Genomic DNA, 15,148 nt, shown 5'->3' with positions numbered 1-15,148 from the left:
TCGCTTCGAGTTGCGTTTTCAGGGTGTTCATCACTTGTTGCTGCAACGGCTGAAGGGGCTCGTTCCGCCCAAAAGAAGTAAACACCTGACGGATATAAAAGTTGGTCGTATTGTACAGGTTTTTGGCGTTCTGACAGGCTTGCTCCAGGTACGCAAACAACCGGTGGCCGGGTTTGACCCACACTTGGTGGGTCCTGTATACTATCGTTAAATCCGACATGACTTCAACTTCACCTCCCTCCAAACCCATCTTGCGAATGTATGTTCTCATTTCATTTTAACGCGAATACAGACGGAAGGAAAGCGCATCTTTGAGGGCATGTTCTGGAGGTCGCCGATTCACCTCACCGCTTGCAGAAGCGGGAGTCCTCTCGGCGAGTGCTGATAGAGACTATCCATCACAACATGTTGGCAGGGGGAGACCATGAATCGGATTTTGATCGTATGCACGGGCAACACTTGCCGCAGTCCGATGGCCGAAGCGATCTTCAAGGACCTGGCCGCCCGCAGCGGCAAGCCGCTGGAGATTCGCTCGGCGGGCATAGCCGCCGCCAGCGGCTCGCCGATCTCGCCGAACGCGGCGGAGGCGCTCAGAAGGCGCAATCTGGAGCTTCCCGGAGCTTCGACGCCGCTGTCCGCCGAAGAGGTGCTGTGGGCCAATCTTATTCTGACGATGACGGCGGGACACAAGAGGGCGATTCTGGAAAGATACCCCGAAGCGCTGTCCAAGACGTATACGCTGAAGGAATACGCGCTGCGCGGAGATCCGGTCATGGACGACGTGGCGGAGGCGGAGCGGCTGTATTCGGAGTGGCAGGTGAAGCAGCTGCTCGGAGAAGCTTTGACGGACGAGGAGAAGGCGCGGTTGTTCGAGCTGCAGCGGACTATTCCGGACTTCGATATCGCCGACCCGTTCGGGGGACCGTTGTCTCTCTATGAGCGGACGGCCGACGAGATCGAGGACATTTTAATGACGCTGATCGACAAATGGGATCGGGAACGGCGCGATTCGTAAGCCGGTGATTGATTTTTTGGCAGACCTTCGGTATGATGGGAATATAACTTCAAGGTTCCGATGTGACTGGCGACGACAAGTGGAGTATACCACGGTGGAGCATCGGAATGACGGCCGGTCGCCTGGGCGAAGAGCAGCGTGCGAGAAGCGCGCTTGCTCTTTTTTGTCTTTTTCCCGCTTGAAGCTGATCGCGAACGCCGGCTGGAGGCGCTCTGCGACGCGGTTCGACATCCGCCCGATGTTTGAGCCGGGGGAATTCAGGTATAATACCTGTATTGTCGTCTACGGAACAACTGTGCGGTTAGGAGGTTGTCGGGTATGACTGCGGAGTCTCGTTCGATAGCCGATCAGGTGGAAGGCTTGATGGACGAATTGGCAAGGATGGGCAACGTCCGTCCGGGCCAGATAGTCGTGCTGGGTGTCAGCACAAGCGAAGTGAGAGGACAGCGCATCGGGACGTCTGGGGCGGAAGAGGTCGCGAGCGAAATCCACAAGGGCGTGGAGCGGGCGCGGGAGCGCATCGGCGTACACGTCGTCTGGCAATGCTGCGAGCATCTGAACCGGGCGCTCGTAACGGAACGCCGGCTGGCCGAAGCTCAAGGCTGGACGGAGGTGTCGGCGGTCCCTGTTCCGAAAGCGGGCGGCTCGATGGCTGCGTACGCTTATCGCCGCATGGAGGAGCCGTGCCTTGTCGAAGCGGTGCAGGTACACGCGGGCATCGACATCGGCGAGACGCTGATCGGGATGCATCTTCGTCCCGTGGCGGTTCCGCTTAGGCCGTCCGTTCGCGAGATCGGGCATGCCCGAGTGAACATGGCGGCGACCCGGCCGAAGCTGATCGGGGGCGCCAGAGCCGTGTATGAGCTGACCGGAGCCTCGGCCCCGGTCGAAGAAGGGACCGGCGGAAGCCAATCTTCGAACGCTTGCGATTAACGAAAGACCAATCTGAATTGCAAAACGGGAGGAATAGCTATTATGTTGGAAAATCTGCGCAATCAAGATCCGGAAGTCGTCAAAGCTCTGAACCTGGAATTGAAACGTCAACGCGACAACATCGAACTGATCGCTTCCGAAAATATCGTCAGCGAAGCCGTTCTCGAAACGATGGGCACGGTGCTGACGAATAAATATGCCGAAGGCTATCCGGGCAAACGTTACTACGGCGGATGCGAATACGTCGACATTCCGGAGCAGATCGCGCGCGATCGCGCGAAGGAGCTGTTCGGAGCCGAGCACGCCAACGTTCAGCCTCACTCCGGCGCGCAAGCGAACCTGGCCGTCTACCTGGCCGTCCTGAAGCCGGGCGACACGGTGCTGGGCATGAACCTGGCGCACGGCGGCCACTTGACGCACGGCAACCCGGCTAACGCGTCCGGCCTGCTGTACAACTTCGTCGCTTACGGCGTTAACGACCAGACGTTCACGATCGATTACGAGGAGCTGCGCAAAGCGGCGTTCAAACACCGTCCTCGCCTGATCGTAGCGGGTGCTTCCGCATATCCGCGCGCGATCGATTTCGAGAAAATCGGCCAAATCGCCAATGACGTAGGCGCTTTGTTCATGGTCGACATGGCGCACATCGCGGGCCTCGTGGCCGGCGGCGAGCATCAGAATCCGGTGCCTTACGCGCACTTCGTTACGACGACGACGCACAAGACGCTTCGCGGTCCTCGCGGCGGCTTGATTCTGTGCCGCAAAGCTTGGGCGGCCGCGATCGACAAAGCGGTATTCCCGGGAACGCAAGGCGGCCCGCTGATGCACATCATCGCGGCCAAGGCGGTCGCTCTCGGCGAAGCGCTGCAGCCTTCGTTCAAAGATTACGCGCGCAACGTCGTCGTGAACGCCAAGGCTCTGGCCGAAGCGCTTGTAGCCGAAGGACTGAACATCGTGTCCGGCGGCACGGACAACCACCTGATGCTGATCGATACCCGCAACCTGAACATTACGGGCAAAGAAGCCGAGCACGTGCTTGATTCGGTCGCGATCACCGTCAACAAGAACGCGATCCCGTTCGATCCGACAAGCCCGTTCATCACGAGCGGCATCCGGATCGGTACTCCGGCCATCACGACGCGCGGCATGGGCGTCGACGCGATGAAGACGATCGCGCAAGTCATTGCGCTGACGCTGAAGAATACGAAGGACGAAGCGAAGCTGGATCAAGCCCGCAAGATCGTCGCCGATCTGACCGCGCAATATCCTTTGTATCCGAACCTGGAATATTAATTTGGGGAATGCATAACGAAAGAGGTCGTCTCATACGAGACGGCTTTTTTTCTTTTGCGGGACAAACCTGGCTGAGCTTGCTGCATTGCGGATTCTCCTAATCTGGTTTCCAAATAAACGAAATCTTCAAGGTTTGTGGTAAAAAAGTTGTAGTATAATAGAACCACTTATGTCGAAAGGGGATGCGACTCAGTGAAACAAATCATGAAAGCGTTGCTGGCATTTCTAGCAATCGTTCTTTTTTCCACCGGCTTTCCGATTCAAGGCGCTTACGCCAATCCATCCTTCACTAACGAGCACTACGAAGCGATGAATTATCTCAATCAGATTCGCGGTAAAGTCGGCGTGGGCCAGGTTGTTCTTAATCCGTATTTGAATCAGTCGGCGCAAAGCCATGCCGAATACTTGAGTAAGCATCGCGTCGTTCAACACGAACAACAACGCGGATTGGACGGATTTACGGGCGAAGGACCGAAGGAAAGAATCCTGTTTGCAGGTTACCAGGGGCAAGCGGCGTCATTCGGAGAAGTCGTCGAGCAGCTTTGGGGTCAAGACGTCAAATCGGGCATAGATCAATTTATGTCCGGTCCATTTCACAGATTAGGGCTGCTGGATCATCGGCTTATCGAGATCGGAATTGGTCGGGCGGGCGATTACTTGGTTATTAATACAGGGTTGGCTAATCTTCAACAGACCGTACCGTATCATTATCCATATGACGATCAGGTCGTCCCCGACAACATGTTCGGCAGCGGGATGGAGAGACCGGATCCGTTTGAAGTGTTCAGCATCCCATGGAAGCTTACCGGCTACGTTGTGACGTATACGTTCGTTGAGCAGGGAGATTACGACTTTGAAATTACGGATCAGGAGGGGCGGAAGGTTCCTTATTTCTCGGGAAGCGCTGGACTAACGAAATACTTGTTCCCGGAAGATATTGCTTCTCAAAACCGCACCTATACGGTAACGGTGAAGAAACAAGGCCAATGGTTCGATCAGTTCAACTACACCACCACGAACCCTAACGCCCCGGTTCGCGTTCCGCAGCAGCCGGCTAATCCCGAATTGCCGCTGGAGACGCCCGGCATCGAGCCGAAGGTTCCTTATAAGCCGCCTGCCGATTTGGAGAGCGCGCTGTCCAGGCTCAACGAAGTGAGGGCCAAGATGAATCTCGCTCCGATGAAGCTCGACGAACGACTTAGCGAAGTTGCCCGGGATTACGCCAAATATCTTTACACGGATAAGCCGGCGAGCATTCATGACGGACCGACTCCTTACGAACTTGCTCGGCAAGCGGGGAAATCGAACGCGATCTATTTTGCAAGCTTAAACGGGATAACGGATTTGGATAAAGTCATCGATATCGTAGTCATGGATACCTCCTACAGACAAGGATTCATTACCGACAGCAATACGGAAATGGGGATAGGCCGTTATGAGGACGTCATTGTACTGATTTCCGACGAAGTCGAACCGAATGCCGAGCCTGTCCACTATCCCTATGACGGCCAAGTCGGAGTGGAGCTTATCAATCCGTACTACGTCGATTACGTCAACAATCGCTTAAAAAGCGCGCTTCCTTCGTATGGCGGATTTCCCGTTACCTATCGGATCAAGACGGCTGGACGTTACCAATTTGCGCTGGCCGATTCGAAGTCGAAGAGCGTGGAGGTCGATGTGTACGACTTTGGAGTCAGCCAGAGCGTTCGGGATTACCGAATCATTCCAAGAGAATCCTTGAAGCCGAATGAAACGTATACGCTGACCGTTCACAGGAACGGAGCGCTCTATGATCGCTTTTCATTCAAGACCGGGGCGGGGAGCTTCCTCCCGGCAGCCCAGTCCGAAGGAACGACATCCCCCGAGGCGCTTCCGGACCGGCAACCGATTGACATCGGCACTCGATTCCCGGATTACGATCCGAAAGCTTATTGGGCGGAAAGCGTCTCATGGGCGATTGAGAACGGGTATTTGCGAGGAATCGAGATGAAAGACGGAAATAAACCGCCCAAAGCCTACATCCTTCCATCCGGGGCGTTGACGGAAGCGGAATTGCTGACGCTGCTCTATCGCTATGACGGGGGGCAAGAGGCACAAGGCGAGAAACCGTCCTGGTGGGCGGAAGACGGGTATCGCTTCGCCGCCGAGCTCCGCTTGCCGGTGCGGGGAGGGCCGGATAACCGCAAGGCGGCCAACGAACCGATCACGAGGGCACAAATGGCGGGAATTCTGGTCTCCTACTGGACCGAAGCGCCGAAGACGGAGAGACAAGCTGTTCAATACATGTATGATCGGCAATGGGCAACCGGATATCGGGATAAAAGCGGAGCCGTGCCGAAAACCTACGAATCCTTCGGTCCGAGCCAATGGCTGACGAGAGCCGAATTGGCGACGCTGCTGCACAGGATTTCAGGTTCCGGCAAGTGACGGGGCGGGACTGCTATAGATGCCAAAGACCCTTCGGCGGTTAGCTCGCCGAAGGGTCTTTGGCATTCGCCGTTCAGATCAGCAAAGTGATCACCAGAAGCTCGAACAGCACCAGCGTAAGGATCGCGTTGGAAGCGTAAGGGCCGAAGAAGCGGGCGTCACCGGTCATGACGTGCAGGTAAGTGTTGTCCGCTCCGACGACGACGCCTTCGTACGTATGTCCGTCGATCGTCTCCACGCGGATTCGGCGGTTCATGCACTGGCCGCATACGCCGGCGAGCTTCTCGCGGGTTTTCCGCAACTGATCGCGCCATTCGCTGTCGGCTTTATACAATTCCGCCGTGTTGCCGCTTGCGGAACGGGATGGCATAGGCATTCCTCCTAGAGATCTCTTCTGTATGCTATGCGTGCGCCTATTGGAAGGTGAAGCCCAAAGATTTTTCGACGAAATCCGCGCAACCAAGGAAGGATGTTATGCACCCGTTCGGAGACAATGATATAATGTACGGGGCAAGCTACATAGGAGCACGGCCGGCAGCGCCCAGCGCGACTGCGGGAGCCGTCTGAGAAAGGGAAGAACATAATGGGACGACTCGTCATTTGCGATCATCCGTTGATCCAGCACAAGATCACGTTTATCCGTGACAAAATGACAAATACGAAGCAATTCCGGGAACTGGTGGACGAGGTGGCCATGCTGATGGCGTACGAGCTGACGAGGGACGTTCCCCTGTCCACCGTACGGGTGGAGACGCCGGTTCAGGCCGCAGAAGGAAAAGTCATCGCAGGGCGCATGATGGGATTGATCCCGATTTTGCGCGCGGGACTCGGAATGGTCGACGGCGTGTTGAAGATTATCCCGTCCGCCAAGGTCGGCCATATCGGCTTGTACCGCGACCACGATACGCTGCAGCCGGTGGAGTATTACTGCAGCCTGCCTTCCGACGTGAAGGAGCGGGAATTGATCGTCATCGATCCGATGCTCGCTACGGGAGGCTCCGCGAACGCCGCGATCGACATGCTGAAGGCGCGGGAATGCCGTCCGACGAAGCTGATGTGCCTGATCGCCGCTCCGGAGGGCGTCAAAGCGGTCCAGGAGAAGCATCCGGATATCGATATTTATTTGGGAGCTCTGGACGAGAGGCTGAACGAGCACGGATACATCGTTCCGGGGCTGGGCGACGCGGGAGACCGGCTGTACGGAACGAAATAACGAGAATAAGGGAATAATGGTTTTGCCGCCAGAAGGGGAGAAGAGAGTGGGCAATAAAATCAAGGTCATGACGATTTTCGGCGTGCGGCCGGAAGCGATCAAGATGGCGCCGCTGATTTTGGAGCTGGAGAAATATCCGGAGCAGATCGAGTCGGTCGTGTGCGTGACCGCGCAGCATCGCCAGATGCTCGATCAAGTGCTTGAGGTGTTCGGAATCGAGCCCGATTACGATCTGGACGTCATGCAGGCGAGCCAGACGCTGAACGACGTTACGATTCGCGTCCTTCAAGGGCTGGAGCCGGTGCTGAAGGAAGCGAAGCCGGACATCGTGCTCGTTCACGGGGACACGCTGACGACGTTCCTCGCCAGTTACGCCTCCTTCCTGCAGCAGATCAAGGTCGGGCACGTGGAGGCCGGACTGCGGACGTGGAACAAGCTGTCTCCGTACCCGGAGGAGATGAATCGCCAACTGACCGGCGTGCTGGCGGATTTGCATTTTGCGCCGACCTCCTGGTCGGAGGGCAACTTGCTCAAAGAAAACAAAAATCCGGAAACGATCTACGTCACCGGCAATACGGCTACGGACGTATTCCAATACACGGTGAAGCCGGATTTCGCCCATCCGGTTCTGGACTGGGCTTCGGGCAAGAGGTTGATCCTGATGACCGCGCACCGCCGCGAATCGCTGGGCGAGCCTCATCGGCAAATTTTCCGCGCAGTCAAGCGGATCGCCGACGAATTCGAAGACGTTGCGATCGTCTACCCGGTGCACCCGAATCCGGCCGTTCTCGGACCTGCCCGGGAAATTCTCGGCGACCATCCCCGCGTTCGATTGATCGAGCCGCTGGACATCGTGGGAATGAACAACTTCTATGCGCACACGCATCTCATTCTGACCGATTCCGGCGGCATTCAAGAGGAAGCGCCTTCGTTCGGGGTGCCGACGTTGGTGCTGCGGGATACGACGGAGCGTCCGGAAGGCATCGAAGCGGGTACGCTGGAGCTTGTCGGCACGGAGGAAGAGGACGTCTATGCGCGGACGAGGGCGCTGCTGACCGACTCGGCGCTGTACAAGCGGATGAGCGAAGCCTCGAATCCTTATGGCGACGGACGGGCGTCGAAAAGAATTGTCGAAGCGATTTTGCACCACTTTCTGGGAGCGACGCGTCCGGAGCCGTTCGGCCGATAGGAAGAGCGAATTCGCCGGCGTGCCCCGAAAGCCTTGCGAGCCGTACAGCGTACAGTTGAACTGTATGGTTTGCGGGGCCGGAAAGTCTTGATTTTACGCGGTTTTCATCCATTCCGTTCACACAAAATTTGAATTTGGTTTGATTGACAAACCGCTTGACGCAAAGCTACAATATAACGTGGAACTTGGGTGGAAAGGGCTTACTTTGGTCCGATTTCATCCTACCGAGGAAACAGCGAGGAGCGACGAAAAATGGCGGATTCCCCGAAGAGCCCTCCGCAGGACGACAACCCTTGGCGGGCGGCCGGACTCGTGACGGCGATCGGTGCGGAGCTTGCCGTTCTGGTCGGTCTCGGTTGGTGGCTTGGCAGCGTATACGATGAGAGGAACGGCACCGATAGCGGTTACGTCATCGGTCTGATCGTCGGTCTCGTCGCCGGAATCGGTTCGGCAATCGGCCTTATCCGCAAATATGCGGGAGGCAGGGGGTCATAATGGACGATATTTCGGTAGTTATGCGCAAGATTAGCCGCGTTACATTCTTTTTTCTGTTCTTGGGTTGCTTGGGCTGGGCGATCAAGCCCGAATGGGAAATCTACTTCGGAGGTTTCCTGATCGGAGCGGTCGGCAGCATCCTTTTTACATGGCAGCTCGCATGGAAGGTAATCCGCATTGCCGATTTGGTTGTCGGAGGACGCAGGGGGAGAGGCTTCGGCTTCTTGTCCAGGGCGGCGATCGCCTTGCTCGCCGCGGTCATTTCCGTCAGGACGTTGGGGTACGATCCGGCCGCCACGGTAGCTGGATTAATTGTCACTCCGATGGCAACACTCGTATTGGGATTATCGTCCATCCGCAGACGCAATGGACATCCCTCAGATGAAAGGGGTGAAAAGCAGTAACATGGATCATTTAGTGCCCATTATCGAGATTTTCGGCATCGAATTCGATCTCTCCGCCATTCTGATGGTCATCATCTCCAGCATTATCGTATTTGTGCTGGCGCGGTTGGCCGTGCGCAACCTGTCGGTGGAAAACCCAGGAAAGCTACAGAATTTCTTGGAGTGGGTCGTGGAATTCGTTCAGAGCATTATCGGCATGGCGACGGATTTCAAGAAAGGCCGGATCTATACCGGGCTCGGACTTGCGCTTATCATGTACATTTTCGTGAGCAACATGCTCGGCTTGCCGTTCGGGATCGTCACGGAAGGACATGAGGGACAAACCGTGTTCGGACAAGAGCTGGTCGTCAAGGAAGCGCACGATCATCTGGCATGGCTTTGGTGGAAATCGCCTACGGCCGACGCCGCGATGACGATGGCGCTGGCGCTGACGGTTATCGGTCTGTCGCATATCCAAGGTTTCCGTCATAATCGCAAGCACTATCTGAAGCACTACTTCGAGCCGTGGCCATTCTTCCTCCCGATCAACCTGATCGAGACGGCGGCCAAGCCTCTTACGCTCGGTCTTCGTCTATACGGTAACATTTACGCGGGCGAAGTTATGATCGGCATCATCCTGGGCATGGGCTGGATCGGTATTCCGGCGCTCCTGGTGTGGCAAGGATTCAGTATTTTCGTAGGCGCTATCCAGGCGTTCGTCTTCACGATGCTCACCATGGTGTACATCGGCCAAGCGAGTATTCACGAAGATCACTAATCGATATGGATTCACTCTAATTAAAATAAACCCTACATTCCCGAGGAGGATTTACAAATGGTATACGGTCTGTTGGCAGCGGCAATTGTTTTTGGTCTTGGTGCGTTCGGCGCGAGTATCGGTAACGGTATGATCTTCAGCAAAACAATCGAAGGTATCTCCCGTCAGCCTGAGCTGCGCGGTTCTCTGCAAACGACGGCGTTCATCGGCGTAGGTCTGGTCGAAGCCCTTCCGATCATCTCCCTCGTTCTTGCGTTCATCTTGATGGGTCAAGCCGAGTAGTACGGAATAGGAACAAGGCGGGGAGTGCCGTTGCCTCCACGCCTTCGTTTTGCAAGGCACGAAACTAAGTTCACGAAAGCCGTATGAAAGGAGAGCGGATCCCCCTAATGAACATCGTATGGTCTAACTTTTTCGTTCAGTTGGTCGCGTTCTTGATCTTGTTCTTCCTGCTGCAGCGCTTTGCGTTCAAGCCGTTGTTCGGCATCATGGAAAAAAGACGCCAAATGGTCTTGGAGCAAATGGACAGCGCGAAGAAAAATCGCGAGGAAGCGGATCAATTCATAGAAGAGCAGAAGCAAGCGCTTCAGCAAGCTCGCAAGGAAGCTCACGACATTATCGAGCAAGCGAGAATCACGAGTTCCAGACAGGCGGACGATATTATCCAAACCGCCCGCAGCGAGTCCGACCGCCTCAAGGAAGAAGCGCGTCGCGAAATCGAAGCCGAGAAGAACAAGGCGCTTGCTGCCCTTAAGGCGCAAGTCAGCGGCTTGTCCGTATTGATCGCTTCGAAGATTATCGAGAAACAAGTCGACGAGCAGTCCCAGAAGGAGCTTGTCGAACAATACCTGCAGAATGTAGGGAATAAATCATGAGCCGCGGTTCGGTAATCGCCAAACGCTATGCGAAGGCGCTCTTCCAAGCCGCGAACGACAAAGGGCTCGTAGCCGAAACGGAAAGCCAGCTTAAGCTGATCGTGGACGTCGTAGAAAGCAGCGCGGAACTGCGCGCGTTTCTCTCGGCCCCGAACATTACGCTGGAGACGAAAAAGCAGACTCTGATCCAAGCGTTCGGAGCGGAAGCTTCTCCGATCGTTCTCGGAACGGTCAACCTGCTGATCGAACGCGGACGCGAGGGCGAGCTTGCTTCCGTGCTTGCCGCCTACTTGCAGGTCGCGGGCGAAGCGCTCGGGCGCGCGGACGCGCATGTCACTTCGTCGAAGCCGCTCAGCGCGGACGAGCAGGCCAGGCTGGCCGACAAGTTCGGCGCGCTGCTCGGCAAGACCGTCCGGGTTACGAATTCCGTTAATCCCGAACTGCTTGGAGGCTTGACCGTTCGCATCGGCGATACGCTGTACGACGGCAGTCTGAAGGGCAAACTCGAACGTCTGGACAAAACGCTGCAAACCGCGGCGATCTAACGAATAACAATACCATTTGCAAGCAATGGAGACAGGGGTGAACGAATTGAGTATTAGGCCCGAAGAGATCAGTACTCTGATCAAGAAGCAGATCGAGCAATATCAATCCGATATTCAAGTCGTCGACGTCGGCACCGTCATCCAGGTCGGTGACGGAATCGCGCGCGTGCACGGTTTGGAAAAATGTATGGCGGGAGAGCTTCTCGAGTTCGAAGGCGGCGTTATCGGCATGGCCCTCAACTTGGAAGAAGACAACGTCGGTGTCGTCATCATGGGTCCTTACACAGGCATCCGCGAAGGCGACCAAGTCAAGAGAACCGGCCGCATCATGGAAGTTCCGGTCGGCGAGCAATTGCTCGGCCGCGTCGTGAACGCTCTGGGACAGCCGGTTGACGGCAACGGACCGATCAACACGACGAAGACTCGTCCTATCGAATCCCCGGCTCCGGGCGTTATGGATCGTAAATCCGTTCACGAGCCGATGCAGACCGGTATCAAAGCGATCGACGCGATGATTCCGATCGGCCGCGGCCAACGGGAATTGATCATCGGCGACCGTCAAACGGGTAAGACGACGATCGCGGTCGATACGATCGTTAACCAGAAGGGCAACGGAGTTATCTGTATCTACGTTGCGATCGGTCAGAAGCAATCGACCGTGCGCGGTCTGGTTGAAACGCTGCGCAAACATGGCGCTCTCGAATACACGATCGTCGTAACGGCGAACGCGTCCGAACCGGCTCCATTGCTCTATCTCGCTCCTTATACGGGCGTATCGATGGGCGAAGAATTCATGTACAACGGCAAGCACGTTCTGATCATCTATGATGACCTGACGAAGCAAGCCGCCGCATACCGCGAACTTTCCCTCTTGCTTCGCCGTCCTCCGGGCCGTGAAGCTTATCCGGGCGACGTATTCTACTTGCACTCCCGTCTTCTCGAGCGCGCTGCCAAGCTGAGCGACGAGAAGGGCGGCGGTTCGATGACCGCTCTGCCGTTCATCGAGACGCAAGCGGGCGACGTCTCCGCTTATATTCCGACCAACGTAATCTCGATTACCGACGGTCAAATCTTCCTTGAAGCAGACCTGTTCTACTCCGGTCAACGTCCGGCGGTTAACGTCGGTATTTCCGTATCCCGGGTAGGCAGCTCCGCTCAGATCAAAGCGATGAAGAAGGTTGCGGGCACGCTCAAAACCGACCTCGCGCAATACCGTGAATTGGCTGCGTTCGCGCAATTCGGCTCCGACCTCGACAAAGTGACGAAGTCGCGTCTGGATCGCGGAATCCGCACGCTCGAAATTCTGAAGCAAGGCGTTAACCAGCCGCTTCCGGTCGAGCGTCAAGTCGTATCTCTGTATATCGTAACCAAAGGCCATCTGGACACGATTCCCGTACAGGACGTTCGCCGCTTCGAAGCGGAGTTCCTTGCTTACGTGGAAGCGAATCGTCCGGAAATCTTCCAGTCGATCCGCGATACGAAGGATTTGACTGCCGACACCGACAGCGCTCTGATCGACGCAATCACGACGTTCAAGAAGGGCTTTAACGCATCGGCATAATATAGAGTCGGAACATGGAACTCGAATCGCAACAATAAGCTTGAGCCGGGTTTGCCGTCGGCAAGCCTGGCAATAAGGTGGTGAAACGATTGGCTAAAGGGATGCGCGAGATCAAGCGCTCGATCAAGAGCAAGCAGAATACGAAGCAGATTACGAAAGCGATGGAGATGGTCGCCGCTTCGCGGCTGAGAAGAGCCCAGGAAGCAGCCGTCTCCGCTCGACCTTACACGGATAAGCTGAAGGAAGTCGTATCCAGCATTGCGTCCGCCTCGGGAGGCAGCAAGCATCCGATGCTCCAGAGCCGTCCGATCAAGAGAACGGCGTACCTGGTAATTACCTCGGATCGCGGTCTGGCCGGAGGCTACAACGCCAACATTTTGCGTAAAGTGCTGTTGACGATTAAAGAGAAGCATAACTCGAAGGACGAGTACGCCGTATTCGTGATCGGCCGCAAAGGGCGCGACTTCTTCCAGCGACGCGGAATTCCGATCGTCGAGGAAGTGACTGGACTGTCTGATTCCCCTAAGTTCTCGGACATTAAAGAGGTTGCGGCCAAAGCGGTTCGAGGCTTCGAAGAAGGCAAGTACGACGAGCTGCACCTGGCGTACAACGAATTCAGGAACGCGGTCACGCAAATTCCGACGCTTAAACGCCTGCTTCCGCTTGGCGATATCGCCGCGGGAGGCGAGAAAGCCGAATACGAATACGAGCCGTCCGCCGAAGAAGTGCTTAACGTGCTTCTGCCTAAATATGCGGAGACGCTCGTGTTCAGCGCGGTACTCGAGGGCAAAGCCAGCGAGTTCGGGGCACGGATGACGGCAATGGGCAATGCGACGAAGAACGCGACGAAGATGATCGCCGATTTGACGCTGCACTACAACCGTGCTCGTCAAGCCGCGATTACGCAGGAAATCTCGGAGATCGTCGCGGGAGCGAACGCACAGCAATAACAATCGTGACGATTGCTCACTGATCGCACTATTTTTAGGAGGTAAATCCATGAGCAAAGGGCGCGTTGTTCAGGTTCTGGGGCCTGTTGTCGACATCGAGTTCGACCACGGTCATCTGCCTGACATTCTCAATGCGATTAAAATTGAAGCGAAGGCCGAGAGCGCTAGCGGCACCGACGTCAGCCTTACGGTTGAAGTCGCGCAGCACCTTGGCGACAATCTGGTTCGCGCGGTCGCGATGTCCTCTACCGACGGTTTGGTCAGAGGAACGGAAGCGGTCGACTTGGGCGTACCGATCACGATTCCTGTAGGTCCTGCGACATTGGGCCGGGTTTTCAACGTATTGGGCGACTCGATCGACGGCAAAGGCGAAGTCGATCGCACGCATACGAACCCGATTCACCGTCAAGCTCCTTCTTTCGAAGATTTGACTACCCAGACGGAAATGCTGGAGACGGGAATCAAAGTCGTCGACTTGCTCGCGCCTTACACCAAGGGCGGTAAGATCGGTCTGTTCGGCGGCGCAGGCGTAGGTAAAACCGTTCTGATGCAAGAGCTGATTCACAACATCGCATCCGAGCACGGCGGTATTTCCGTATTCGCCGGCGTAGGGGAGCGTACCCGCGAAGGTAACGACCTCTACCACGAGATGACGGAATCCGGCGTTATCGCGAAGCTGGCGATGGTGTTCGGTCAGATGAACGAGCCTCCGGGCGCGCGTATGCGCGTTGCTCTGACGGGGCTGACGATGGCGGAATACTTCCGCGATCAAGAAGGCCGCGACGTTCTTCTGTTCGTCGACAACATTTTCCGCTTTACCCAAGCGGGCTCCGAAGTATCGGCGCTTCTCGGCCGTATGCCTTCCGCGGTTGGTTACCAACCTACGCTGGCTACCGAGATGGGTCAACTTCAAGAGCGTATTACCTCTACGAAAAAAGGTTCCGTAACGTCGATCCAGGCGATCTACGTTCCAGCGGATGACTATACCGACCCGGCTCCGGCTACGGCGTTCGCCCACTTGGACGCAACGACGAACTTGGAGCGTAACATCGCTGCGATGGGGATTTTCCCGGCGGTTGACCCGCTGGCTTCCTCTTCCCGGATTCTTGCTCCGGAAATCGTCGGCGAGGAGCACTACAACGTAGCGCAAGGCGTTAAGAAATTGCTGCAGCGTTACAAAGAGCTTCAAGACATCATCGCCATCCTCGGTATGGACGAGTTGTCCGATGAAGACAAACAGGTCGTTCAACGCGCTCGTCGCATTCAACTGTTCCTGTCCCAACCGCTGCACGTCGCAGAGGCGTTCAACGGCATCCCGGGCGTCTATGCTCCGATCAAAGAAACGATCCGCAGCTTTAAGGAAATCCTCGAAGGCAAGCACGACGATCTTCCGGAACCGGCTTTCCACAACGTCGGCGTTATCGAGGAAGCGGTCGAGAAAGCGAAGAAACTCGCTGCTGAGGTTTAATCCGGCGGCTGGTTTGGAGGGAT

General features: G+C 56.1%; 16 protein-coding genes, 1 pseudogene and 1 riboswitch. Of the genes and pseudogenes, 15 read left to right on the top strand and 2 right to left on the bottom strand.

Annotation, left to right across the window (positions count from 1 at the left end):
• A pseudogene (locus B0G52_RS36265) lies at positions 1-220 on the bottom strand (RNA-guided endonuclease InsQ/TnpB family protein); the annotation flags it as partial.
• Between the two features lie 204 nt (positions 221-424).
• On the opposite strand from B0G52_RS36265, the gene B0G52_RS22505 reads away from it, so the two are divergent.
• The 4 genes from B0G52_RS22505 (at position 425) to B0G52_RS22490 (ending at position 5,668) form a co-directional block, all read left to right on the top strand.
• A complete protein-coding gene (locus tag B0G52_RS22505; protein WP_094047633.1) occupies positions 425-1,015 on the top strand; it encodes a low molecular weight protein arginine phosphatase in 591 nt (196 codons plus the stop codon).
• 52 nt (positions 1,016-1,067) lie between these two features.
• Positions 1,068-1,150: riboswitch (ZMP/ZTP riboswitch) on the top strand.
• Positions 1,151-1,333: 183 nt separating this feature from the next.
• Positions 1,334-1,948 carry a TIGR01440 family protein gene (locus B0G52_RS22500; protein ID WP_094047632.1) on the top strand — a complete coding sequence of 205 codons (615 nt, stop codon included), beginning with the start codon at positions 1,334-1,336 and terminating at the stop codon, positions 1,946-1,948.
• A 45-nt stretch (positions 1,949-1,993) separates the two neighbouring features.
• A complete protein-coding gene (locus B0G52_RS22495) occupies positions 1,994-3,241 on the top strand; it encodes a serine hydroxymethyltransferase (RefSeq protein ID WP_094047652.1) in 1,248 nt (415 codons plus the stop codon).
• Between the two features lie 192 nt (positions 3,242-3,433).
• Entirely contained in the window at positions 3,434-5,668 is a 2,235-nt protein-coding gene (locus B0G52_RS22490; protein WP_094047631.1) for a CAP domain-containing protein, read from the top strand.
• Positions 5,669-5,741: 73 nt separating this feature from the next.
• On the opposite strand, the gene B0G52_RS22485 is transcribed toward B0G52_RS22490, so the two are convergent.
• On the bottom strand, positions 5,742-6,038 hold the full coding sequence (locus B0G52_RS22485) for an LSm family protein (protein ID WP_094047630.1): 297 nt from the start codon (positions 6,036-6,038) through the stop codon (positions 5,742-5,744).
• Between the two features lie 213 nt (positions 6,039-6,251).
• Here B0G52_RS22485 and upp point away from each other — a divergent pair, with 213 nt between their 5' ends.
• The 11 genes from upp (at position 6,252) to atpD (ending at position 15,125) form a co-directional block, all read left to right on the top strand.
• Positions 6,252-6,881 (top strand): uracil phosphoribosyltransferase, encoded by a 630-nt coding sequence (gene upp, locus B0G52_RS22480; RefSeq protein ID WP_094047629.1) that lies wholly within the window; start codon positions 6,252-6,254, stop codon positions 6,879-6,881.
• 16 nt (positions 6,882-6,897) lie between these two features.
• Positions 6,898-8,070, top strand: coding sequence for a non-hydrolyzing UDP-N-acetylglucosamine 2-epimerase (wecB, locus tag B0G52_RS22475; protein ID WP_094047628.1), 1,173 nt, complete (start codon positions 6,898-6,900; stop codon positions 8,068-8,070).
• A gap of 252 nt (positions 8,071-8,322) precedes the next feature.
• Positions 8,323-8,565: an AtpZ/AtpI family protein gene (locus tag B0G52_RS22470; protein ID WP_094047627.1), complete on the top strand. Its 243-nt coding sequence runs from the start codon at positions 8,323-8,325 to the stop codon at positions 8,563-8,565.
• The gene (locus tag B0G52_RS22465) at positions 8,565-8,969 is read left to right on the top strand and encodes an ATP synthase subunit I (protein ID WP_094047626.1); all 405 of its coding nucleotides are present in this window, start codon (positions 8,565-8,567) and stop codon (positions 8,967-8,969) included. The genes B0G52_RS22470 and B0G52_RS22465 overlap by 1 nt, the downstream gene beginning before the upstream one ends.
• A gap of 1 nt (position 8,970) precedes the next feature.
• Positions 8,971-9,726, top strand: a complete 756-nt coding sequence (atpB, locus tag B0G52_RS22460; protein ID WP_094047625.1) for a F0F1 ATP synthase subunit A — start codon at positions 8,971-8,973, stop codon at positions 9,724-9,726.
• 57 nt (positions 9,727-9,783) lie between these two features.
• Positions 9,784-10,008 (top strand): F0F1 ATP synthase subunit C, encoded by a 225-nt coding sequence (gene atpE, locus B0G52_RS22455; protein ID WP_094047624.1) that lies wholly within the window; start codon positions 9,784-9,786, stop codon positions 10,006-10,008.
• Between the two features lie 107 nt (positions 10,009-10,115).
• Positions 10,116-10,601, top strand: coding sequence for a F0F1 ATP synthase subunit B (atpF, locus tag B0G52_RS22450; RefSeq protein WP_094047623.1), 486 nt, complete (start codon positions 10,116-10,118; stop codon positions 10,599-10,601).
• Entirely contained in the window at positions 10,598-11,146 is a 549-nt protein-coding gene (locus B0G52_RS22445; RefSeq protein WP_094047622.1) for a F0F1 ATP synthase subunit delta, read from the top strand. Before atpF ends, B0G52_RS22445 begins: the two co-directional genes overlap by 4 nt.
• A 46-nt stretch (positions 11,147-11,192) precedes the next feature.
• Positions 11,193-12,707, top strand: coding sequence for a F0F1 ATP synthase subunit alpha (gene atpA / locus B0G52_RS22440; RefSeq protein WP_094047651.1), 1,515 nt, complete (start codon positions 11,193-11,195; stop codon positions 12,705-12,707).
• A gap of 89 nt (positions 12,708-12,796) precedes the next feature.
• The gene (gene atpG, locus B0G52_RS22435) at positions 12,797-13,657 is read left to right on the top strand and encodes an ATP synthase F1 subunit gamma (RefSeq protein ID WP_094047621.1); all 861 of its coding nucleotides are present in this window, start codon (positions 12,797-12,799) and stop codon (positions 13,655-13,657) included.
• Between the two features lie 49 nt (positions 13,658-13,706).
• A complete protein-coding gene (gene atpD, locus B0G52_RS22430; RefSeq protein ID WP_094047620.1) occupies positions 13,707-15,125 on the top strand; it encodes a F0F1 ATP synthase subunit beta in 1,419 nt (472 codons plus the stop codon).
• Positions 15,126-15,148 lie beyond the last annotated feature (23 nt).

The organism is Cohnella sp. SGD-V74 (genome assembly GCF_003001675.1).
In the GTDB taxonomy this organism is placed as follows: Bacteria; Bacillota; Bacilli; order Paenibacillales; family Paenibacillaceae; genus Cohnella.
This window is presented reverse-complemented; position numbering and strand designations above follow the sequence as displayed.